At 69.2% G+C, this 21,033-nt stretch carries 23 protein-coding genes; 16 read left to right on the top strand and 7 right to left on the bottom strand.

Features of this window, described 5'->3' with window-relative positions; translation table 11 throughout:
- The first annotated feature begins 36 nt into the window (after positions 1–36).
- The 3 genes from NNI01S_RS20885 to NNI01S_RS20875 all read left to right on the top strand — a co-directional run bounded on the left by NNI01S_RS20885 (position 37) and on the right by NNI01S_RS20875 (position 2,616).
- Positions 37–1,398 carry an NCS2 family permease gene (locus tag NNI01S_RS20885; RefSeq protein ID WP_063021802.1) on the top strand — a complete coding sequence of 454 codons (1,362 nt, stop codon included), beginning with the start codon at positions 37–39 and terminating at the stop codon, positions 1,396–1,398.
- Positions 1,399–1,552: 154 nt separating this feature from the next.
- A complete protein-coding gene (locus tag NNI01S_RS20880; protein ID WP_063021832.1) occupies positions 1,553–2,086 on the top strand; it encodes a DoxX family protein in 534 nt (177 codons plus the stop codon).
- A 197-nt stretch (positions 2,087–2,283) separates the two neighbouring features.
- Positions 2,284–2,616, top strand: coding sequence for a RidA family protein (locus tag NNI01S_RS20875; RefSeq protein WP_245676300.1), 333 nt, complete (start codon positions 2,284–2,286; stop codon positions 2,614–2,616).
- A gap of 9 nt (positions 2,617–2,625) precedes the next feature.
- On the opposite strand, the gene NNI01S_RS20870 is transcribed toward NNI01S_RS20875, so the two are convergent.
- Complete coding sequence (locus NNI01S_RS20870) at positions 2,626–4,674, bottom strand: ATP-dependent DNA helicase (RefSeq protein WP_063021801.1); 2,049 nt, start codon at positions 4,672–4,674, stop codon at positions 2,626–2,628.
- A gap of 57 nt (positions 4,675–4,731) precedes the next feature.
- Entirely contained in the window at positions 4,732–5,298 is a 567-nt protein-coding gene (locus tag NNI01S_RS20865; protein WP_063021800.1) for an isochorismatase family protein, read from the bottom strand.
- Between the two features lie 149 nt (positions 5,299–5,447).
- On the opposite strand from NNI01S_RS20865, the gene NNI01S_RS20860 reads away from it, so the two are divergent.
- The gene (locus NNI01S_RS20860; protein ID WP_157114887.1) at positions 5,448–5,639 is read left to right on the top strand and encodes a hypothetical protein; all 192 of its coding nucleotides are present in this window, start codon (positions 5,448–5,450) and stop codon (positions 5,637–5,639) included.
- 2 nt (positions 5,640–5,641) lie between these two features.
- On the opposite strand, the gene NNI01S_RS20855 is transcribed toward NNI01S_RS20860, so the two are convergent.
- Complete coding sequence (locus NNI01S_RS20855; RefSeq protein ID WP_063021798.1) at positions 5,642–6,952, bottom strand: nicotinate phosphoribosyltransferase; 1,311 nt, start codon at positions 6,950–6,952, stop codon at positions 5,642–5,644.
- Positions 6,953–7,075: 123 nt separating this feature from the next.
- Between NNI01S_RS20855 and clpS the strand changes: the two genes are divergently transcribed.
- The 10 genes from clpS (at position 7,076) to rdgB (ending at position 14,583) form a co-directional block, all read left to right on the top strand.
- Positions 7,076–7,426, top strand: coding sequence for an ATP-dependent Clp protease adapter ClpS (gene clpS, locus NNI01S_RS20850; protein ID WP_039796380.1), 351 nt, complete (start codon positions 7,076–7,078; stop codon positions 7,424–7,426).
- A 23-nt stretch (positions 7,427–7,449) separates the two neighbouring features.
- On the top strand, positions 7,450–8,019 hold the full coding sequence (gene aosR / locus NNI01S_RS20845) for an oxidative stress transcriptional regulator AosR (RefSeq protein WP_063021797.1): 570 nt from the start codon (positions 7,450–7,452) through the stop codon (positions 8,017–8,019).
- Positions 8,020–8,074: 55 nt separating this feature from the next.
- Positions 8,075–9,139, top strand: coding sequence for a P1 family peptidase (locus tag NNI01S_RS20840; RefSeq protein WP_063021796.1), 1,065 nt, complete (start codon positions 8,075–8,077; stop codon positions 9,137–9,139).
- Positions 9,140–9,552: 413 nt separating this feature from the next.
- Entirely contained in the window at positions 9,553–9,972 is a 420-nt protein-coding gene (locus NNI01S_RS20835; protein ID WP_063021831.1) for a M67 family metallopeptidase, read from the top strand.
- Between the two features lie 33 nt (positions 9,973–10,005).
- On the top strand, positions 10,006–10,278 hold the full coding sequence (locus NNI01S_RS20830) for a MoaD/ThiS family protein (RefSeq protein ID WP_063021795.1): 273 nt from the start codon (positions 10,006–10,008) through the stop codon (positions 10,276–10,278).
- Between the two features lie 8 nt (positions 10,279–10,286).
- Positions 10,287–11,249: a cysteine synthase gene (locus tag NNI01S_RS20825; protein ID WP_063021794.1), complete on the top strand. Its 963-nt coding sequence runs from the start codon at positions 10,287–10,289 to the stop codon at positions 11,247–11,249.
- Positions 11,250–11,315: 66 nt separating this feature from the next.
- Entirely contained in the window at positions 11,316–12,032 is a 717-nt protein-coding gene (locus tag NNI01S_RS20820) for a rhomboid family intramembrane serine protease (protein WP_084489087.1), read from the top strand.
- A gap of 68 nt (positions 12,033–12,100) precedes the next feature.
- Positions 12,101–12,865, top strand: coding sequence for a cyclic nucleotide-degrading phosphodiesterase (locus tag NNI01S_RS20815; RefSeq protein WP_063021793.1), 765 nt, complete (start codon positions 12,101–12,103; stop codon positions 12,863–12,865).
- A 336-nt stretch (positions 12,866–13,201) separates the two neighbouring features.
- Positions 13,202–13,972, top strand: coding sequence for a ribonuclease PH (rph, locus tag NNI01S_RS20810; RefSeq protein ID WP_063021829.1), 771 nt, complete (start codon positions 13,202–13,204; stop codon positions 13,970–13,972).
- A complete protein-coding gene (gene rdgB / locus NNI01S_RS20805; protein WP_063021792.1) occupies positions 13,972–14,583 on the top strand; it encodes an RdgB/HAM1 family non-canonical purine NTP pyrophosphatase in 612 nt (203 codons plus the stop codon). The genes rph and rdgB overlap by 1 nt, the downstream gene beginning before the upstream one ends.
- Positions 14,584–14,604: 21 nt before the next feature.
- On the opposite strand, the gene NNI01S_RS20800 is transcribed toward rdgB, so the two are convergent.
- From NNI01S_RS20800 to NNI01S_RS20785, 4 genes are all read right to left on the bottom strand, one after another.
- Positions 14,605–14,970, bottom strand: a complete 366-nt coding sequence (locus NNI01S_RS20800) for a DUF3817 domain-containing protein (protein ID WP_063021791.1) — start codon at positions 14,968–14,970, stop codon at positions 14,605–14,607.
- Positions 14,967–15,437, bottom strand: coding sequence for a hypothetical protein (locus NNI01S_RS20795; protein WP_063021790.1), 471 nt, complete (start codon positions 15,435–15,437; stop codon positions 14,967–14,969). The genes NNI01S_RS20800 and NNI01S_RS20795 overlap by 4 nt, the downstream gene beginning before the upstream one ends.
- Positions 15,438–15,713: 276 nt before the next feature.
- On the bottom strand, positions 15,714–16,589 hold the full coding sequence (locus NNI01S_RS20790; protein ID WP_063021789.1) for an oxidoreductase: 876 nt from the start codon (positions 16,587–16,589) through the stop codon (positions 15,714–15,716).
- 112 nt (positions 16,590–16,701) lie between these two features.
- Entirely contained in the window at positions 16,702–18,144 is a 1,443-nt protein-coding gene (locus tag NNI01S_RS20785; RefSeq protein ID WP_063021788.1) for a lipase family protein, read from the bottom strand.
- Between the two features lie 132 nt (positions 18,145–18,276).
- Between NNI01S_RS20785 and NNI01S_RS20780 the strand changes: the two genes are divergently transcribed.
- Both NNI01S_RS20780 and NNI01S_RS20775 read left to right on the top strand, forming a co-directional pair.
- Positions 18,277–18,918, top strand: coding sequence for a TetR/AcrR family transcriptional regulator (locus tag NNI01S_RS20780; RefSeq protein ID WP_063021787.1), 642 nt, complete (start codon positions 18,277–18,279; stop codon positions 18,916–18,918).
- Between the two features lie 76 nt (positions 18,919–18,994).
- Positions 18,995–21,025: an MDR family MFS transporter gene (locus tag NNI01S_RS20775; RefSeq protein WP_084489080.1), complete on the top strand. Its 2,031-nt coding sequence runs from the start codon at positions 18,995–18,997 to the stop codon at positions 21,023–21,025.
- Positions 21,026–21,033: the final 8 nt, after the last annotated feature.

Below are 21,033 nucleotides of genomic sequence, written 5' to 3'. Positions count from 1 at the left end.
TGGCCCGCCCCGCATCGTTCTCGACTGGAGTCACCCATGGTCACCGACGTTCTGCACCGGACCCGAGGACGCCTCGACGGGCACTTCGGGGTTCGCTCGACCGGCTCGACCGTCAAGCGGGAAGTCATGGCGGGAACTGTCACGTTCCTGGCCATGTCGTACGTCCTGGCGGTGAACCCCGCGGTGCTCGGCGACCAGGGAGCGCTGGGTGACAGGGGCATTCCGATGCAGGCGGTGTTCACCGCTACCGCCGTCGCCGCGGTGTTCGGCACGCTGGTCATGGGGCTGTGGGCGCGGTATCCGATCGCGCTCGCGCCGGGCATGGGTCTCAACGCGTTCTTCGCCTACACCGTGGTGCTCGGCATGGGGATTCCCTGGCAGGTAGCACTGTCGGGCACGTTCCTGTCCGGCCTCATCTTCTTCGTCCTCGCTGTGACGCGGATTCGTGAACGCATCCTCAACGCGATCCCGATGCAGTTGAAACTCGCCGTGGGCGCGGGCATCGGGCTGTTCGTGGCTTTTCTCGGGCTGAAGAATGCCGGGATCGTGGTGAACAGCGAGGCGACGCTGGTCACCCTCGGGGACTTCACCGAAGGTACGACGCTGCTCGCGCTGTTCGGGTTGCTGGTGACCGTGGTGTTCCTGGTGCGGGGCTGGCACGGGGCGGTGCTCTACGGCATCGTGCTGACCACGATCGTCGGCATCGTCAGCGGCTTGGTCGATCTGCCCAAGGGCGTGTTCGCCGCCCCGAAGGGGCTCGAGCACACCTTCGGCCAGGCGATCATCCATCTGCCCGACGCGTTCACCGGCCAGATGGCCGTGGTGGTGCTGACCATGCTGTTCGTCGATTTCTTCGACGCTTCCGGCACCCTCATCGGCGTCGCGAACCAGGCCGGGCTGCTGGACGAGAACGGCAAGTTGCCGCGCGCCGCGAGCGCGCTGGCGGCGGACTCGGTGGGCACCATGGCGGGCGCGGTCATCGGTACCTCGACCACCACCGCCTATGTGGAATCCACCGCGGGCGTCTCGGCGGGTGGACGAACCGGGCTTACCGCCGTCACCACGGCGGGCTGGTTCCTGCTCGCGATGTTCTGCTATCCGATCTTCGCGGTGGTGGCCGGTTCGAGTGAGGTGACCGCGCCCGCGCTGATCGTGGTCGGCATCCTGATGGCCCGCGCGCTGGGCCAGATCGATTGGAACCGTCTGGAGTATTCGGTTCCCGCGTTCGTCACCATCGTGATGATGCCGCTGACGTATTCCATCGCCAACGGCCTCGCCATGGGCATGCTGCTGTACCCGGTGGTGATGGCGGCCAAGGGCCGGGTCAGGGAGGTGCACCCGGCGATGTGGGCGCTGATGCTGGTGTTCCTCGGCTATTTCTTCTTCCTCGCGGAGTAGCTCCGCGCGTTCTCGCGCTGAACCATCTCCGCTCTCGGCCCGTGGAATAGACCGAGAGGGCAGGCAGTTGCCCCTCGTGAATACGGACCGCAGTCCGTTTATTCGTCGAAGTAACGATCGTGCCCGCAACGACAGCGCAGGGATGAGGACCAGCATGACCATCAAATCCGTACTCGACAGAACCGGCACCGACACGGAACTGGACGGCGTCGCCACCGACATCGGCCTGCTGATCGTGCGCGTGGTCTTCGGCGGCCTGCTCGCGGCACACGGCGCGCAGAAACTCTTCGGCTGGTGGGGCGGACCGGGTCTGCAGGCCAACGCCGACGGCTTCGAGCAGATGGGTTACAACCCGGGCAAGGTGTTCGGGACGCTGGCGGGCCTGACCGAATTGGGTGGCGGTCTGCTCCTGCTGCTCGGCCTGCTGACGCCGCTGGCCGGGGCGATCGTGCTGGGCACGATGATCAACGCAGTGAACGTCACCTGGGCCATGGGCTTGTTCGGCGGGTACGAGACGGGGCTGCTGTTCGCGGTGGTCGGCGCGGCGCTGCCCTTCACCGGGCCCGGCAAGTTCTCGTTGGACGCCCAGCGTCCGTGGGGCCGTCACGGATTCGTGTGGGGTGTGGGTGCATTGATCCTCGCTGTTGTAACGGGCGTGCTCACGCTGATCCTCAAGTGGGTGCTTTGACCCTCCGCTGCGATCGGCTTCGCGGCGCGGTGACCTCGGTCGCCGCGCCGCGGTCGTACGCGGGCCCGCCATGTCACACCGCAGGCGGCGGGATCGTCGTCGTGATGCAACTTTCGAACAAACGAGGAGCAGTGATGGCCGTCGACATCAGCAATCCCGAGGGTTTGCACGATCCGACCGGGTTCGGCTAGAGCCACGTGGCGGTGGCGCGCGGCGAACTGGTGTTCATCGCCGGGCAGTACGACTCGGACGCCGAAGGACACACCACCAGTACGGATTTCGCGGTTCAGGTGGACAACGCGTTCGCCAACCTCGGCAGGGCCTTGCGTTCGGCGGGAGTGGGCTTCACCGATGTGGCGCAGTTGCGAACGCACATCGTCGACCACGACCTGGACAAGCTCGCGGTGCTCGGGAAGAAGATCGCCGAGCTCTGGGGTGACCGACCGCCCGCGCAGACGCTGACCGGTGTGGCGGCGCTCGCGCTGCCCGGCATGCTGTTCGAGGTCGACGCGGTGGCCGTGCGCGGCTGAGATCCGGTCTCACACCTTCGCCGCGGCGGCCAGGCGGCGCAAAGCTTTCACCACGACCTCCGGATCGGCCGTTTCCCAATACGGCGGCAGCGACGCGCGCAGGTATCCGCCGTAGCGGGCGGTGGCGAGGCGGGAATCGAGGATGGCGACCACACCGCGATCATCGACGCTGCGCAGCAGCCGCCCGGTGCCCTGCGCGAGCAACAGAGCTGCGTGACTGGCGGCCACGGTCATGAATCCGTTCCCGCCGCGCATCTCCACGGCGCGCTGACGCGCCGCCAGCAGCGGATCGTCCGGGCGGGGGAAGGGGATGCGGTCGAGAATCACCAGGCTCAGCGATGGTCCGGGCACGTCGACGCCCTGCCACAGCGACAGCGTGCCGAACAGGGATGTCTCCGGGTCGTCGGCGAACTTGCGGACCAGCGCGCCCGTCGCGTCCTCGCCCTGGCACAACACCGGGGTCGGTAGCCGGTCGCGCAGCGCGTCGGTGGCCGCGCGCGCCGCGCGCATCGAGGAGAACAAGCCGAGGGTGCGCCCGCCCGCGGCCGTGATCAGCCGCTCGATCTCGTCCAGGTAGACCGGCGCGAGCCCGTCGCGGCCCGGGGCGGGCAGGTGTTTGGCGACGTAGAGGATTCCGGATTTGGCGTGGTCGAACGGCGAGCCGACGTCGAGCGAACTCCACCGCACGGTCTCGGCGTCCGACGGCGCCTGCGCGCCGTTCGCGGTGGCCGGGTCGGTCCGATTGCCCGCCTGGGACGGCAGACCCCAGGTGACCGCGAGCCCGTCGAACGAGCCGCCGATCTGCAATGTGGCGGAGGTCAGTACGACGGTCGCGGTGCCGAAGAGCCTGCTGCGCAGCAGCCCGCCCACCGAGAGCGGCGCCATGCGCAGCGAGCGGCGCTGCACCCCGCGGATCTCGTCGGCCGCCAGCCAGACGACGTCCCGGCGCGCGGCTGGATCGGGCTCGTCGAACGCCGTGAGCGCGCGGACCGCGCTGTCGTGCACCTCGTCGAGCGCGGCCAGTGCCATGGTGCGGGCCGCGGAACTCTCCGGATCGCCCTGCGCGGTGGTGCTGCCCGGCGGCGCGAGCGCGGTGCGCGCGTTCCACGCGGCGTCGCGGATCAAAGCCAGCACCGGGGCGACGCCGTCGGGCAAGGTGTCCCATCGGGCGGCGGGCAGCTCGTCCAGCACGGTGTGCCATGCCTCGGCGGCGCCCTCGAGCCGGTCCACCTCCTGCTCGTCGATGAGCTTGGCGCAGCGGCGGGCCGCCGCGCTGATCGCGGAAGCCGCCAGTTCGGCGGTGGCCACGCCGGTGACCCGGTCGACCAGCTCGTGTGCTTCGTCGATGACCACCACGTCGTGTTCGGGCAGCACCTGGATGCCGCTGATCGCATCGATGGCAAGCAGGGCGTGGTTGGTCACCACCACGTCGGCCTGCGCCGACTCGGTCCTGGCGCGCTCGGCGAAGCAATCCTGGCCGAAGGAGCAGCGGGATTTGCCGAGGCACTCCCGCGACGACACGCTGACCTGCCGCCAGGCGCGATCGCTGACCCCGGGGGCGAGCTCGTCGCGGTCGCCGGTCTCGGTGTCGGAGGCCCACTCGTTGAGCCGTTGCACTTCGCGGCCGAGGCGGGAGATCGCGAACGCGTCGAACAGCTCCGCCTCGGCGGGCTCGTCCGGAACAGCGCTGTTGATCTTGTTCAAGCACAGATAGTTGTTGCGTCCCTTCAGGATCGCGAACTGGGGCGTGCGTCCCAGCGGGGCGCTCAACGCCTCGGCCAGACGGGGGAGATCACGGTCGACCAGCTGCCGCTGCAGCGCGATCGTCGCCGTGGAGACCACCACCGTGCGACCGGTGCGCACGGCGTGGCGCAGGCTCGGCACCAGATACGCCAGCGACTTACCGGTGCCCGTGCCCGCCTGCACCGCGAGATGCTCCTTGGTGTCGATCGCGTGGTCCACCGCCGCGGCCATCGTCACCTGCCCGGCGCGCTCCTTGCCGCCGAGCGCCTGCACGGCGGTGGCCAAAAGGGTGGAAGCGGGCGGGAGTTCGGGCACGCGAGCAGCCTACTCGGCGTCTCCGACACAACCGGCCGCTCGCCGAGACGGGACGGTCTACCGGCTGATGCCGCCCTCGATGTCTACGCCCGCTCCACGCATGCGATCCAGCGCCGCCGTGACCGTCTCCGGGGCGACGCCGGCGGTGAGGTCGAGCAGGACGCGGGTATCGAAACCCTCGATCCGCGCGTCCAGGGCGGTCGCGCGCACGCAGTGGTCGGTCGCGATGCCGACCACGTCGACGGCGTCGACGCCGCGGTGGCGCAACCAATCGGCCAGCCCGGTGCCGTCCTCGGTCGTGCCTTCGAACCCGGAGTAGGCCGCCGAATACAAACCCTTGGAGAAGATCGCCTGGACCGGGCCGATGTCCAGGGACGGGTGGAAATCGGCTCCCGGCGTGCCGACCCGGCAGTGCGGCGGCCAGCTATCGATGTAATCGGGATCGTCGGAGAAGTGCGCGCCGGGATCGATGTGGTGGTCCCTGGTCGCCACGACCGCCCCGTAAGCCGTCGCCGCGAGGTGCTCGCTGATCCGGGCCGCCACGGCGGCGCCACCGGTGACCGCGAGCGCGCCGCCTTCGCAGAAATCGTTCTGGACGTCGACGATGATCAGTGCCCGAGTCATGGCGACCTCCCGCGGTCCGGCTGGATGACTGTTTCGATTCTGCCGCTCGGCCGGACGCTCGGGATGTAAACGCGGCCAGCGCCCACGGTGATTACCGGATGCCCCTTTCACCGGCGGCCGGTTCGCCGCCCTCTCCCATGGAGATCGTCATGAGCCCTGCGAAACTGTTCCGCAGCGTAACCATCGGCACCACCGTCTTCCTGGCGGTCTTCTACTTGCTGGGCTCCCGCCCCGCCGAGCCGTCGGCCTGGGTGTGGTTCGGCGTCACCGGCGTGGTGTTCGCGCTGCTGTTCACCGCCGGACTGCTGCTGGTGTCCCGCGTCGACCGGCGCAGGCCCTGACCTCACACGAACGTGGTCACCACGGCGGGCTCGCCCGCCGACAGTTTGAGGCCCTCCCACGGCAGGCTGATCAACCCGCGGGCGACCAGGTCGCGGCTCTCGGCGAGGGTGGGCAGGTCATCGACCTGCTTGCCCTCGCGGATCAGCGGAACAAGCAGCTCACGGGCTTGGAAGCCGTTGTTCGGCGGCATCGGCCCCGATGCCGGGTAGACGATCTCCTCGACGATCGTGCCGGTGTCGCGGGCCAATCGGACGGCCTTCTTCGTCCCACCCCGGGACTGCTTGTGACTGCTGCGTTTGGCCACCGGCACCCCCTCGACCTCGACCAGCTTGTACACCATTCCGGCGGTCGGCGCGCCGGAGCCGGTGACCAGCGCGGTGCCGACGCCGTAGACGTCGACCGGCTCGGCGCGCAGCGCGGCGATGGCGTACTCGTCGAGATCGCCGGAGACCACGATGCGGGTCTTGGTCGCGCCGAGGGCGTCGAGCTGGTCGCGCACTTGCCTGGCCAGGACGCCGAGATCGCCGGAGTCGATCCGCACGCCGCCCAGCTCCGTGCCCGCCACCTCGATGGCCGTCGCGACGCCCCGGGTGATGTCGAAGGTGTCCACCAGCAGTGTCGTCCCCCGCCCGAGCGTCTGCACCTGACTGCGGAACGCTTCGGCCTCGTGCGCCCCGTCGGGGCCGCTGTGCAGCAGGACGAAGGCGTGCGCGCTGGTGCCCGCGCCGGGAATGCCGTAGCGACGCACCGCTTCCAGGTTGGAGGTGGCGTCGAAACCGGCCAGATACGCGGCGCGCGCGCAGTCCGCGGCGGCCAGCTCATGAGCGCGCCGCGAACCCATCTCGATCATCCGGCGGCCGCCCGCGGCGCTGACCATCCGGGCGCCCGCGGCCGCGATCGCGCTGTCGTGATTGAGGATCGACAGGATCAGCGTCTCCAGCACGACGCATTCGGCGAAACTGCCCCGCACCGAGAGGACCGGGGAGCCGGGGAAGTACAGCTCGCCTTCGGCATAGCCGTCGATGTCGCCGGTGAACCGGTACTCGCGCAGCCAGTCGAGGGTTCGCCGATCCGAGAACGGGGCGGCGACGGCCAGCTCCGCCTCGCCGAACCGGAACTGCCGCAGCGCGTCGAGCACCCGGCCGGTACCCCCGACGACGCCGTAGCGACGACCGTTTGGCAAACGTCTGGCAAACACCTCGAACGTGCACTGCCGATGCGCCGAGCCATCGGCCAGCGCCGCGGCGAGCATGGTCAGTTCGTACTGGTCGGTCAGCAACGCCGTGCTGGCGACGCCGTCTCGCGGGTCCACGCTGTCACTGTAGACAGAACGGTCGGCTCATGGTGTCCGGCATCGGCTCGGTGAACCGGCGAAACGGCGAATCGGGGCAGCGTGGGTGTTGTTTATCCGGAGCCGAGTCGTACCCTTGACCCTATGGCCTTGTGCAACACAGTCCGGGGTGACGTCGTTGTGGACGCCGCGAACGCGACACTGTCGGCGGCACAGGCGACGCCCGAAGCGGTCGAATACACCGAGATCCTGGAGGCGGAAGACCGCCCATGGGTCACCGTGGTCTGGGACGACCCGGTCAATCTGATGCACTACGTCACCTACATCTTCCAGAAGCTGTTCGGCTACAGCAAAGCGAAGGCGACCGAGCTGATGCTGAAAGTGCACAACGAGGGCAAGGCGGTGGTCTCGTCGGGTTCCCGGGACAAGATGGAACACGACGTGCAGCGGCTGCACGCCGCGGGCCTCTGGGCCACCATGCAACGAGACGACTAGACCGCGACGACTACCCTGACGCCGTGCGCAAGTGGAGCAGGAAGAACTCGCTGAGCGGTCTCAAACTGCGATCCGAGATGGACGCACGAGAGGCCAACGTGCTTCGGTCCCTGGTCGGAGCGGTCTCCGGGCTGCTCACCGAACGCGCCGGGTCGGCCCCTGAGGACGACCTCGCCGCCCTCACCGGACTGCGATCGGGCAACACCGCCCCGCCGGAGGACCCGAGGCTGCGCAGACTCCTCCCGGACTTCCACCGCAGCGAGCCCGGCTCGCCCGACGCGGAACGCGCCGACCTCAACAGCGCGCTGCGCGGCCTGCACGAGCCGGACATCATCGACGCCAAACTGGCGGCGGGGTCGGTCGTACTGGACACCGTGCCCAGCGCGGGCGGCAAGATCACCCTCACCCCCGAGCAAGCCGACGCGTGGTTGACCGCGCTCACCGACGTGCGGCTCGCGCTCGGCACGGTGCTGAACATCGATGCCGACACGCCCGAGCAACTCGATCCCGACGATCCGCGTGCTCCGCACCTGGACGTGTACCACTGGCTGACCTGGATGCAGGACTCGCTGCTGCAGGCGCTGGCTCCCTGACCGCCGCGATGATCGGCGCGACCGGCCCGCGGTTTCCGCGCCCCGAGGAGTAGACATGGTCGATGCCGTACCCGGTGAGCGCAATTCGATCACCGATGTGCCCGGTGTACTGGTCGGGCACCACCATGTCCTCGATCCGGATGCCACGCTCGGCTCCAGGGCGGCGACGGGATGCACAGTGGTGCGCGTGCCCGGCGGCGCGGTGGCGTCGGTCGACGTGCGCGGCGGCGGGCCGGGGACCCGCGAGACGGATCTGCTCGATCCGATGAACACCGTCCGCCAGATCGACGCGATTCTGCTCACCGGCGGCAGCGCGTTCGGCCTCGCCGCGGCCGACGGGGTGATGCGCTGGCTGGAGGAGAACGGCGCAGGCATCGTGATGGACCCCGCCGACCCGAGCCGGGTGGTGCCCATCGTCCCCGGTGCGGTGATCTTCGATCTCCCGGTCGGCGCGTGGGACATCCGTCCGACCGCCGAGTTCGGCTACCGGGCCGCCGCGGCGGCGGGCGTCGACTTCGCCCGCGGATCGGTCGGCGCGGGCGTCGGCGCACGTGCCGGATCGCTCAAAGGCGGGGTGGGCACCGCGAGTATCGCGCTGGGGGAAGGCGCCGCCGCCGGCATCACCGTCGCGGCGCTGATCGTGGCCAATCCCGTCGGCTCGGTGTTCGATCCCCGCACCGGGTTGCCGTGGGGATGTGGCACCGACGGGCCCGGCTTCTTCGATCTGCGGCCGCCGACCGCGCAGCAACTGGCGGCGGCGAACGCGCTGCCGGTGAAGGGCACCGTGCTCAACACCACGATCGGCGTCGTCGCCACGGATGCCCCACTCGATCCGGCGGGTTGCAGGCGGGTCGCGGTCACCGCGCACGACGGGCTGGCCCGGGCGATTCGCCCCGCGCACTCGCCGCTGGACGGGGATACCCTCTTCGCGCTCGCCACCGGGACCGCGGAAGAGGGCACGGACCTGCCGCTGCCGCCCGCCTTCCCCGCCGATCTGCTTGTCCTGGACGAGATCTGCACGGCCGCCGCGGTCTGCGTCGAGCGCGCCGTGGTCGACGCGATCCGCTCGGCCCACACTGTGGCGGGCATCCCGGCCTACCACGACTTGTTCGGTGTTTGATTTCCAGCGCCTGCGGAGCTGGGTGTTCGCGGCCCCTTTGTGGCTCGGTCTCGCTCCGCTCGGAACCGGGAGCTGAGGTGGGCTGGGCGCGTTGTGATTGCAGGTGTGGGCTGAGGGTGCGGTTGTAGTGGCTGGTTGCTTCTTCGTCGCTTATGTGGTGGTCGGGTGCTTGTGAGGCGGGCCGGGAGGCGTGGATGTTCGTTTTCGCTTCGCTCGAAAGCGGGAGTCGGGCCGGTGGGATCGCGGTGCTTGTGACCGGTGTCGAAGTGCGCCGTTGTCGTGTGCCGTGGGTATCGGTCGGGTGCCCGGGCCAGGGAAGCGGGGACCGGGCGACGTCGTCGGGGGAATAGCCGAATATCCTGGCTCGTTGTCGACTGCGATGGGTCGGCGATTGCAGGAAAGGTGTGCGACTCGTGCTGGTGATCAGGGCCGACCTCGTCGAGGCGATGGTGGCGCACGCGCGCGCCGATCACCCCGACGAGGCCTGCGGTGTCATCGCGGGGCCGGAGGGCTCGGATCGTCCGGAGCGCTTCATCGCCATGGTCAACGCCGAGCGTTCGCCCACGTTCTACCGCTTCGACTCCGGCGAGCAGTTGAAAGTGTGGCGCGCGATGGACGACGCCGACGAGACGCCGGTGGTCATCTATCACTCGCACACCGCCACCGAGGCCTATCCGAGCCGGACCGACGTGTCGTACGCCTCCGAGCCGTTCGCGCACTACGTGCTGATCTCCACCCGGGATCCCGAGCGCCACGAGCTGCGCAGCTACCGGATCGTCGACGGCGAGGTCACCGAGGAGCCGGTGCGGGTCGTCGACGCGTACGAGAACTAGACCGATGCCTGTTCGCGAAACCGAGGAGTACCCATGCCGGTAACCGTGTCCATCCCCACCATCATGCGCGGCCTCACCGGAGGTGAGAAGCGCGTGCAGGCCGAAGGCACCACCCTGTCGGCGCTGATCGACGACCTCGAAGCCAACCACCCCGGGCTCGCCGAGCGCCTGCTGAAGGACGGCAAGCTGAACCGCTACGTCAACATCTACGTCGACGACGAGGACGTGCGTTTCGCGGGCGGGCTCGCCGCCGAGGTGCCCCAGGACGCCAGCGTCACGATCCTCCCCGCCGTGGCCGGAGGCTGACCGGTCCCGTGGCGCGTTACGAATCGCTGATCGCGACCCTCGGCAACACCCCGCTGGTCGGCCTGCGCACGCTGTCCCCGCGGTGGGACGGCGACGACCACGTGCGGCTGTGGGCGAAGCTGGAGGATCGCAACCCCACCGGCTCGATCAAGGATCGGCCCGCCCTGCGGATGATCGAGCAGGCCGAGGCCGACGGGCTGCTGCGGCCCGGTTGCACGATTCTGGAACCCACCAGCGGCAACACCGGCATCTCGCTGGCCATGGCCGCGAAGCTGAAGGGCTATCAGCTGATCTGTGTGATGCCGGAGAACACCTCCGTGGAGCGGCGGCAGTTGCTCACCATGTTCGGGGCGCAGATCATCGATTCCCCGGCGGCGGGCGGCTCCAACCAGGCTGTCGCCCTGGCCAAGCAGATCGCGGCGGAGCACCCGGACTGGGTGATGCTCTACCAGTACGGGAATCCGGCGAACGCGTCGGCGCACTACGAGACCACCGGCCCGGAGATCCTGGCCGACCTGCCCGAGATCACCCATTTCGTCGCGGGTCTCGGCACCACGGGCACGCTGATGGGGACCGGCCGTTTCCTGCGCGAGAAGGTGCCGGGCATCGAGATCGTGGCCGCTGAGCCGCGGTACGGCGAGCTGGTCTACGGCCTGCGCAACATCGACGAGGGATTCATCCCCGAGTTGTACGACGAGACCGTGCTGACCACGCGCTTCTCGGTCGGCCCCTATGACGCGGTCAAGCGCACCCGCGAACTGGTGCTCGAGGAAGGCATCTTCGCCGGGATCTCCACCGGCGCGATTCTGCACGCCGCGCTGGGCGTCGCCCGCAAGGCGGCGAAGGCCGGCACGCGCGCCGACATCGCGTTCGTGGTCGCCGACGGCGGGTGGAAGTACCTGTCGACCGGGGCCTATGACGGCACCCTCGAAGAGGCGGAGGAACGGCTCGACGGTCAGCTCTGGGCCTGACCTCCTGGCCGCGCCGGTACCCTCGGTGAGGCGGGGCCACGACCCCGCCGCGGCGAGGAGGTGGCCATGGCAGGCGCAGGGATCGGGCCGTCGTTCGACCCGGACCGGATCGCGGCGATTCGTGCGCAGCTGGGCAAGCCCGTCGGTGCGCCGCGACCGTCCCCGGCCGGGGGCGTCTCCGCGATCAAGCAGCTGTGGCTGCGCGCCGGTGTACTGATCGCCGGATTCGTCGGGGTGCTCTACGGCGTCGAAGGGGTCGACACCGCCGTTCACGGAGATCTGGAGAGCGCGGGTATCGAGCCTCGCCGGGCCGACGGACTGTCCGGCGTCCTGTTCGCACCGTTGCTGCACGGCAACTGGGGCCATCTGATCGGCAACACGCTTCCGGTGCTGGTGCTCGGTTTCCTGGTCTTGGTGACCGGTATCGGACGCGGTCTTGCCGCGACCGCGATCATCTGGCTGCTGGCCGGGGTCGGAGTCTGGCTCACCGGGGCGACTGGCAGCGTCCACATCGGTGCGTCGTCGCTGGTGTTCGGCTGGTTGACCTTCCTCATCTGCCGGGGGTGGTTCGCCAGGAATGCCGGGCAGATCCTGCTCGGCCTCGCGGTGCTGGCCGTCTACGGGTCGCTGCTGTGGGGCGTCTTGCCCGGACAGCCCGGAATCTCTTGGCAGGGACATCTATTCGGCGCGTTGAGTGGATTGCTGGCCGGGTGGGTACTCTCTGGAGATGCACGACGAAACCGCCGCGGGGACCGAGCCGGAACCGGCGCGTCGCCGCGGTGAGCGGACGGCCCGCCGGAAATGTGGGGGATCCTTTCTTGAGTGAGAATTCCGCGTGGCAGCATGGGGGAATGCGCCTTACCGTCCTCGGGTGCTCGGGCAGTGTGTCCGGCCCGGACTCTCCCGCGTCGGGGTACCTGTTGACCGGCCCGGACATGCGGCCGACGGTCATCGATTTCGGTCCCGGAGTGCTCGGCGCGTTGCAGCGGCACGCCGATCCCGGTGAGGTCGACATCTTCCTGACCCATCTGCACGCCGACCACTGCCTGGACCTGCCCGGTCTGCTGGTGTGGCGCCGCTACCACCCGACGCCGCCGGAGGGGAAGGCGATCGTGCGCGGCCCGTCGGACACCTCGGTGCGCATCGGCAACGCCTCCGCCGAGGTCGGCGGCGAATGCGACGACTGGTCCGACGTGATCGACATGCGGCCCTGGACCGAGGGCGAGGCCGTCTCCTTCGGCCCGGGCCACACCGTCACCGCGCGCCGGATGTACCACCCCCCGGAGTCCTATGGTCTGCGGATCGTCACCGCGGCCGGACGCACCTTCGTCTACACCGGCGATACCGCACTGTGCCCTCAGGTCCACGAACTCGCCCAGGGCGCCGACGTCCTCATGGCGGAGGCCTCTTGGACCCACGACCCGGCCAATCGACCGCCGGGGATTCACCTTTCGGGCACCGAGGCAGGCCAGATCGCCGCCGAGGCCGGCGTGAAGGAACTCCTGCTCACCCACATCCCCCCGTGGACTTCCCGCGAAGACGTGATCGCCGAAGCGAAAGCCCAGTTCACCGGCCCCGTACACGCGGTCGCCCCAGGCGAAACCTTCGATATCTGACCGAACCCGGGCCGAAGTGTGCATTTCTGACGTGCTCAGTGTGCGCGGCCACCGCGCAGGCACCGAACGGGCAAGCGGCAGTCCATCACAGCGGAGCCCTTCCACAACGGCGCGCGTAGGGCCGCAGGCGTGGCTTCTGACGTGCCCAGCGCACCGCAACCACGTCTTCGAGCGAAGCGAGACCGAGCCTCCGCTGTTCGCGGCCCGGCTCGCGTTTGCGCGGCCGCCGCGTACGCGACGAAGGAGCAAGCGGCGGTCGCGCAAACGCGAGCCACAAAGGGGCCGCGAACACGCCGCGACGAAGTCGCGGCAAATTAGACCCAGTAGGCTGTGGCCGTGTCGAGACGAGCCGATGGCAGGGCGGACGATGAGCTCCGCGAGGTCCGGATCACCCGTGGTTTCACCACGCATCCAGCTGGTTCGGTGCTGGTGGAGTTCGGGCAGACGCGGGTGATGTGCACCGCGAGCGTCACCGAGGGGGTGCCCGCGTGGCGGCGTGACTCCGGATCGGGCTGGCTCACCGCCGAATACGCGATGCTGCCCGCCGCGACGCACACCCGCAGCGGGCGTGAATCGGTGAAGGGCCGCATCGGCGGACGGACCCAGGAGATCAGCCGCCTGGTCGGCCGCTCGCTGCGCGCCTGCATCGACCTGGCCGCGATCGGCGAGAACACCATCGCGATCGACTGTGATGTGTTGCAGGCCGACGGCGGTACCCGGACGGCGGCCATCACCGGCGCCTATGTGGCGTTGGCGGATGCCGTGACCTATCTCGGCGCGGCGGGGGCGCTGGCGGACCCGCAGCCGATCTCGTGCGCGATCGCCGCGGTGAGTGTCGGCGTGGTCGACGGCCGGGTGCGTTTGGATCTGCCGTACGAGGAGGATTCGCGCGCCGAGGTCGACATGAACGTGGTCGCCACCGATACCGGGACGCTGGTGGAGATCCAGGGCACCGGCGAGGGCGCGACTTTCCCGCGCTCCACGCTGGACAAGTTGCTCGATGCCGCGCTCGCGGGCTGCGAGCAGTTGTTCGTCGTGCAGAAAGAAGCGCTGGCGCTGCCGTATCCCGGCGTGCTTCCGGAACAGGCCGACGCGAAGAAGAAGTGATGACCCGTCGTTTGCTTGTGGCCAGCCGCAATGCCAAGAAACTGAACGAACTGCGCCGCATCCTCGACGAGGCGGGGATCGCCGGGATCGAGATAGTCGGGTTGGACGACGTTCCCCCGTACGACGAGGCGCCCGAGACCGGCGCGACGTTCGAGGAGAACGCGCTGGCCAAGGCGCGCGACGGCGCCGCGGCCACCGGGTTGCCGTGTGTCGCCGACGATTCCGGCATCGAAGTGGACGCGTTGAACGGGATGCCCGGTGTGCTGTCGGCGCGCTGGGCGGGCAGGCACGGCGATGACGCGGCCAACAACGCGCTGTTGCTGGCGCAGCTGTCGGACGTGCCGGACGAGCGCCGCGGCGGGAGGTTCGTCTCGACCTGCGCGCTGGTGGTGCCCGGCGGCACGGAGACGGTGGTGCGCGGGGAATGGCCCGGTTCGATCGGCCGGGAGCCGGTGGGCGACGGTGGTTTCGGCTACGACCCGCTGTTCGTCCCGACGGGGGGCGAGGTCACCGCGGCCCAGTTGACACCCGCCCAGAAGGACGCGGTGTCGCACCGCGGGCGGGCGCTGGCTCGGTTGACGCCCGCGCTGGCGGCGCTCGCCGCAGGCTGACGCGGGCGGCGAGCGGCCGGATCAGACGCCGAAGGTCTGCTTGACCTGCTTGGCGTTGACGTGCTCGACGAAGAACGACAACAGCGGGATGGTGCCCGCGAGCAGGGTGCCCACGGTGCGCAGGACCGGCCAGCGGACCTTGACCGCGAGATCGGCGGTGACCAGCAGGTAGACGAAGTACACCCAGCCGTGCACCACGGCGATCCAGCTGGGGGTGTGCACGTCGAAGCCGTACTTGGCGATCATCTCACCGGTGAGCAGCAGCAGCCAGAGGCCGGTGATCCAGGCCAGCGCCCGGTAGCGCAGCAGCGCCGGACCGATCTTGGCGGCGTTTCCGGCCGGGGCCGGGGCGGCGGTGGTCTCGGTGGAATTCTCGCTGGTGGTCAACCGGCGCTCCTCTCGCGGGTGTGCAGGCCTGCCGCGCGGACCTGCTCGTCGATGTCGTTGGCGTGCAGCGCGGCGAGGTACCGGTTGTACTCGGCGAGTACCGGGTCGTCACCGCGGACGGCCTTGGGTCGCTCGGGCAACAGGCCGGCCGGAAGTTCGGTGGGTGCGACCGGACCGGAGGCGCGCCGAGTTGCGCGAGCGCGTCCAGGTGCCGCGGCGGACGCGTCCTTCTCGTCGGTTTCGCCTGCCTCACGCTCGAGCCGGACGTATCGGAAGTAGGCGAAGACGGCGAACCCCGCGAACAGGGGCCACTGCAACGCGTAGCCGAGGTTCTGGCCGGTGCCGCTGGCGGACTCGTAGCGCTCCCACTGCCACCAGGCCAGCCCGAGGCAGCCCAGCGCGGCGACGATCACCAGCGCGATGAGGGCCGGGCGGTTGTGTGCCGAGCGGCGGGGTGGTGCGGACACGGCTTCTACGGTACCCGTTCTACTACGCGGCCCGTAGAGCCAGGTACGCCGTCCGGCACGCGCTGTGACCACGATCATCGCGGTAACCAGCGGCGCCGGACGGTCCCGGGCTTCGGGGGTGACGACATCGGCGGAGACCCGATCTCGCCGTCACCGACGCACGCGTCGGCATCCGCCCGAGTGCCGGGCGAAGCGCGGTCGCTGATGCGCCGTGCGCGACCCGGCCGCGCTGCGGCGGCTGCCCCGTCCCGTGTACCGCGCGGACGTTCGTCCGGCTCAGAACGAGTAGATGACGCCGGTCTTGCGCTCGGACTCGGTCCACAGTCGCTGCCACAGGTCGCGGTTCTGCGACAGACGGGTGGACGACGACGGTTTTACCGGTCCCTGACTGCCGAAGAGCCGGGTCGGGCCCCAGTAGGTCTCGGGATCGGCGTCGGGCATGGTCGCGGCGAACAGCGTCGAGTGCGCGGCTTTGGCCGGCGAGTGCCCGATCAGACGGATGAACGGCTTGGCGACGTAATCGAGCGGCGTCTCGGTGTGGGCGAAGAGGTCGGTGGCCGAGACACCGGGGTGCACGCCGTAGGAGCGCTTGGCCGAGCCGGATTCGCGGAGCCTGCGCTGCAGTTCCCTGGCGAACATCAGATTGCACAGCTTGGCCTGCGCGTAGGCGAGATTGCGCTGGTAACGACGCTTTTCGTAGTCGAGGTCGTCGATCCAGAGCTTCGGGGTCTGCTTGTGGGCGATGCTGGAGAGGGTGACCACCCGATCGCCGATCCGGTCCAGCAGCAGGCCGGTGAGCGCGAAGTGTCCGAGGTGATTGACGCCCCACTGGGTCTCGAAACCGTCCTTGGTGCGTGAGAACGGGATGTTCATCAGGCCCGCGTTGTTGACCAGGACGTCGATTTCGCCGCTGTCGTCGGCGAACTTGCGGACCGAGGCCAGGTCCGCGAGGTCCAGCTCGGCCACGCGGACGTCGCCGTCGATGCCGCTCGCGACCTCTTTCGCCTTGACCGCGTTGCGGCAGGCCATGATGACGGTCGCGCCCTTGGACGCCAGGACTTTCGTGGCGACGGCGCCGAGGCCGCCGTTCGCGCCAGTGATGACAAAGGTGCGTCCCGTCTGGTCCGGGATCTCAGCTGGTTTCCACGCCATAGGCCAACCTTACTCTGGAGTAAGTTTCGGGGGAAGCTCTTCGCCCCCGATCGTCTCAGACGCGAGAGCTCGTGTCGCGGAACGCGACCGCGACACGAGCTCGGAACATGTCTCAGCGGCCGCTTCCGATGGGTTGCTGGAAGGCTGCGGCGAGTACGGCGCCCACCGTGTCGCCCCACACCTGCCAGGTCGCGGGGTCCAGCGTCATCGAGCCGACATCGGTGATGGTGACGCCCTCGGCCACCGGCGCACCCGCGAACCGGTCCTTCAGCCACAGCAGTGCGCGTGGCGCCGCGATCGGGTCGAGGGTGAGGTGCTCGCTGAAATGATCCCGGATGTACTCGACCCGCGCGCCGGGATCATTGGCGTAGGTGCCGACGAGCTCGTTGACCGGTCCGACCGGGATCAACCAGTCGGCATTGGCCTGGTACATCAGCATCGGCATGTCGGGCACGGCTTGGCCCAGCTTCGTCTTGTTCAGCACGTCGACGACGACGGGATCGGTGAACGGGTTCTTCGCCAGCATTCCCAGGTTGTCCGCGAACGGGAACAGCGCGGCCTGGTAGCTCGCGCAGAGCTGCTCCTTGCCCGCGATCATGAGCCTGCCCAGGCCGTTCGCGTTGTCGTCGAGGAATCTGCGCAGTTCGGGATACTCGCGCGAGACGCCGAGCGCGCCCGCGAAGATCAGCCCGGCCGAGAGATTGCCGTTGGCCATCCGCAGCGCGGCCGACAGATCGGCGGGGATGCCGCCCTCGGCGGCGCCGACCACGTTCAGTTCGGGCGCGTAGCCGCGCTTCAGTTCGGCGGCCCAGCCGGTGGCGATCGCGCCGCCGGAGTACCCCATCAGCCCGACCCGGGTCCGGGGCCCGGACAGTTGCATCGGCGCGAAATTCTCCGCGGCGCGAATGCCGTCCAGGGTGATCCGGCCCGCCAGAGGTCCTGCGGCGTAGGCCGAGTCGGGACCCTGGTGATCGGGGATCACCGCGGCCCAGCCCTGGGCCAGTGCCGCTTGCACCTCGAGGAACTGGGCGGCCACCAGGGTCGAGCCGGTCAAGGTCGCCGGGATGGAACCCATTTGCAGTTGATACGACGGCATGCAGTAGTTGCCGGTCGAGTCCTCGGCGATCTGATACGAGAACAGCGGCCGGTCGGCGACGTAGTCGCGCGGCTTGATCACCGTGGCCACAGCGGGGATGGCCTCGCCACGGGAGTTGGTGGAGCGGTAGGACAGTTGCCAGGCGTCGACATTCACCGGGATCAGCGACAGGTTGGCCAGGTTGACCTGACGTGCGGCGATGATCTGACCGGGGGCGAGATCGGCGTAGGTCTCCACGGCGGGGCGATAGAACGCGGGATCGAAACCCGGCGGCAGCGGCGGAACGGGGAACGGCAGCGCGGGCTGGACCGCCGGATCGTCCGGCGCCGGCTCCGCGGCCGCGGCTCCGGCGGCGAGCAAGGGCAGCACCACGGCTACCGCGGCGAGCGCCGCGAGCAACTTCGGTGCGTGCTTACGGGAGATGACCACGCGAGAACCTCTTCGTTCTGTGAGCCACATATGTGAGCCCCATCGGTTTCAGACTGGCCACGAGTATGCGGTGTCGCGACGCGGATCACAAGAACGAACGTCTTCCGATCCCTCCCCGGCGGGGAGGTTCCCGGTCGCCGCGATTTCGCTACGGTGAGAGATGTGACGGCGACAGTGGGCAGGCAATACGGCGGGCGTGCCGTCGTGGAGCGGAAAGCCGAGCGGCGTCAGCGGTTCCTCGACGCGGCCACCCGGATCTTCGCCGAGCGCGGTTACGCGAATTGCTCGCTGGCCGACGTGTGCGCAGCCGCGGGCTTGTCCAAGCGGCAGTTCTACGAGGAGTTCCAGGCCAGGGAGGACGTGCTGGTCGCGGCCTACGACCGGATCCAGGACGAGGCCGCCGCCGCCGTGCTGGCGCGTTTGGGGGACCTCGACCCCCGATTCGACCTGCCCGCAGCGATGACCGCCGTGGTGACGGCGTATCTCGCGTCGATCGGCGGCGATCCCTACCGCGCGAAGGTCGCGTTCATCGAAGTGGTCGGGGTGAGCGACCGGATGGAGCGGCATCGTCGCGAACGACGGCACGCGTGGGCGTCCGTGCTGGAATCGCACGTGGTGCCGGTGGTGGCCCCCGGCGCCCGGGTGCGCGGCGCGCCCGGCTGGGGCGCGAGCGCCTTGATCGGCGCGATCAACGGTCTCGCACACGAGTGGGTGCTCGCCGACCCGCGCCCCACGGTGGCCGAACTCGTCGATCTGCTCGTGCCGGTCGCGATGTCGCTCATCGAGCGGCCCGCAGAGAGCTAGTCGCACGCACCTCTCGGCGGAGTCGCTGCCGTGTCGCTGGATATCCATCGAAGCGGCGAAGTCCCATACTGGGCTGATGGCCGGTTCGGTTGCTGTCGCCGCGGACCCTGCTGCCCCGATGGGCAGGGCCAAGACGAATATCGTATTCGGCACCATCGTGCTCGGCATGCTGATGGCGGCGCTGGACCAGACCATCGTGTCCACCGCGCTGCCCACCATCGTCGCCGACCTCGGCGGGGCGGGGCACATGGCGTGGGTGGTCACCTCGTACCTGCTCGCGGAGGCGGTGGCCACGGCGCTGGCGGGCAAGCTCGGCGACCTGTTCGGCCGCAAGCTGGTGTTCCAGGTCAGTGCGGTGATCTTCATCGTCGGCTCGATTGCCGCGGGCCTGGCGAACGGCATGCTGTTGCTGGTCCTCGCCCGGGGTATTCAGGGTTTCGGCGCGGGCGGGCTGATGGTCACCTCGATGGCGTTGATCGCCGACATCATTCCGCTGCGGCAGCGCGGGAAGTATCAGGGCGCGCTGGGCGCGGTGTTCGGCGTGACCACGGTGATCGGTCCGACGCTGGGCGGGCTGTTCACCGACCACGCCAGCTGGCGCTGGTGCTTCTATGTCAACGTTCCGGTCGCCGTTGTGATGATCGCGCTGGCGGCGCGGACGATTCCACGGGTGCGGGCCGCGGCGAGACCGATCATCGACTACGCCGGAATCGGGTTGGTGGCGCTGGGCGTCTCTTGCCTCATCCTGGGCCTGGAGTGGGGTGGCCAGCAATACGCGTGGGGATCGCCGACGATCGTCGGCCTGTTCGCCGGGGCGGTGTTCCTGCTCGCCACATTTGTTGCCGTGGAATTGCGGGCCCCCGAACCGATGCTGCCGATGGGATTGTTCCGCAGTCGGGTGTTCACGGTGTGCTCGATCCTCAGTTTCATCGTCGGCTTCGCGATGCTCGGCTCGCTGACCTACCTGCCCGCGTATCTGCAATACGTCGACGGTGTCTCGGCCACCATGTCGGGCCTGCGCACGCTGCCGCTGGTGGCCGGTCTGTTCGCCACCTCGATCCTGTCCGGGCAGGTGGTCGGCAAGACCGGGCGCTACCGGTACTTCCCCATCGCGGGCACGCTGGTCATGGCGCTCGGCCTGTACCTCATGTCGACGATGGGCCGGACTACCGGCACCTGGCTGGAGTCGCTGTACATGCTGATCCTGGGCCTCGGCATCGGCCTGGCCATGCAGGTACTCACCATCGTTGTGCAGAACACCGTGCCCTACGCCCAACTGGGTACCGCGACCTCGGGTGTCACCTTCTTCCGCACGCTCGGCAGCGCCTTCGGCACGGCGATCTTCGGCACTCTCTACAGCAACGAGATCGGTCCTGATCTAGCCGCCGCCCTGGCCGGCGCGCGGGTGCCGCCCGCGGTCGCGGCGGATCCGCAGTCGTTGCGCGCGCTGCCCGCCGAGCAGTCGGCTCCCATCATCGACGCCTACGCGGACTCGATCGATCACGTGTTCTTCTGGGTGGTGCCGGTCGCGCTGGCCGGATTCGTGATCGCGTGGTTCCTGCCCGAGGTGCCGTTGCGCGACAGCGCGCGGGCGGGTGCGGGCGATGTCGGCGAAGGGTTCTCGGTGCCGGACTCGCCCGATCGGCTGGTGCAGCTGGAAAGGGCGATCGCAGGCACCATGCGCAGAGCCGGGGCGGAGGATCCGATCGGTCCGCGCATCCTCGCGGACGCGGACAGCGATCTCACCCACGGTGAGGCGTGGGCGCTCGGGCAGGTGTATCTGCGCGACCGGGTGCGGGGGCACGCCACGCTGGCGGAGATAGCCAGGGAACACCGGCTGCCCGAGGAGGTCATCGAGCCGATCTACGACCAGGTCGGCGCGGAGGGGTATCTGATGCGCGAGGGACAGCGGTTGCGGCTGAGCGACTCCGGGGCCGCCGAGATGGATCGCATCAAGGCGGCTTGGCGGCGATGGCTCGACAGCAGGCTCGACGACTGGAGCGAGGCCGATCCCGCCGATCGCGCACTGCTGGACCAGGCGCTGACGAACATCGCCACGAAATTGCTGGAAGACCAGGCGCGGGAGCAGGAGACGGTGCCCGCCTGACATGCTTG

This window comes from Nocardia niwae NBRC 108934 = DSM 45340 (genome assembly GCF_001613465.1).
Lineage (GTDB): Bacteria > Actinomycetota > Actinomycetes > Mycobacteriales > Mycobacteriaceae > Nocardia > Nocardia niwae.
Note: the sequence above shows the minus strand (reverse complement) of the source record. Positions and strands in the feature narration are given on the sequence as shown.

Bases quoted from the DNA above. Each gene is read 5' to 3' on its own strand.
- NNI01S_RS20885 (WP_063021802.1), top strand. From the start codon at position 37: ATGGTCACCGACGTTCTGCACCGGACCCGAGGACGCCTCGACGGGCAC.
- NNI01S_RS20880 (WP_063021832.1), top strand. From the start codon at position 1,553: ATGACCATCAAATCCGTACTCGACAGAACCGGCACCGACACGGAACTG.
- NNI01S_RS20865 (WP_063021800.1), bottom strand. From the start codon at position 5,298: ATGACTCGGGCACTGATCATCGTCGACGTCCAGAACGATTTCTGCGAA.
- NNI01S_RS20860 (WP_157114887.1), top strand. From the start codon at position 5,448: ATGAGCCCTGCGAAACTGTTCCGCAGCGTAACCATCGGCACCACCGTC.
- clpS (WP_039796380.1), top strand. From the start codon at position 7,076: ATGGCCTTGTGCAACACAGTCCGGGGTGACGTCGTTGTGGACGCCGCG.
- NNI01S_RS20840 (WP_063021796.1), top strand. From the start codon at position 8,075: ATGGTCGATGCCGTACCCGGTGAGCGCAATTCGATCACCGATGTGCCC.
- NNI01S_RS20830 (WP_063021795.1), top strand. From the start codon at position 10,006: ATGCCGGTAACCGTGTCCATCCCCACCATCATGCGCGGCCTCACCGGA.
- NNI01S_RS20820 (WP_084489087.1), top strand. From the start codon at position 11,316: ATGGCAGGCGCAGGGATCGGGCCGTCGTTCGACCCGGACCGGATCGCG.
- NNI01S_RS20815 (WP_063021793.1), top strand. From the start codon at position 12,101: ATGCGCCTTACCGTCCTCGGGTGCTCGGGCAGTGTGTCCGGCCCGGAC.
- rdgB (WP_063021792.1), top strand. From the start codon at position 13,972: ATGACCCGTCGTTTGCTTGTGGCCAGCCGCAATGCCAAGAAACTGAAC.
- NNI01S_RS20790 (WP_063021789.1), bottom strand. From the start codon at position 16,589: ATGGCGTGGAAACCAGCTGAGATCCCGGACCAGACGGGACGCACCTTT.
- NNI01S_RS20785 (WP_063021788.1), bottom strand. From the start codon at position 18,144: ATGTGGCTCACAGAACGAAGAGGTTCTCGCGTGGTCATCTCCCGTAAG.
- NNI01S_RS20775 (WP_084489080.1), top strand. From the start codon at position 18,995: ATGGCCGGTTCGGTTGCTGTCGCCGCGGACCCTGCTGCCCCGATGGGC.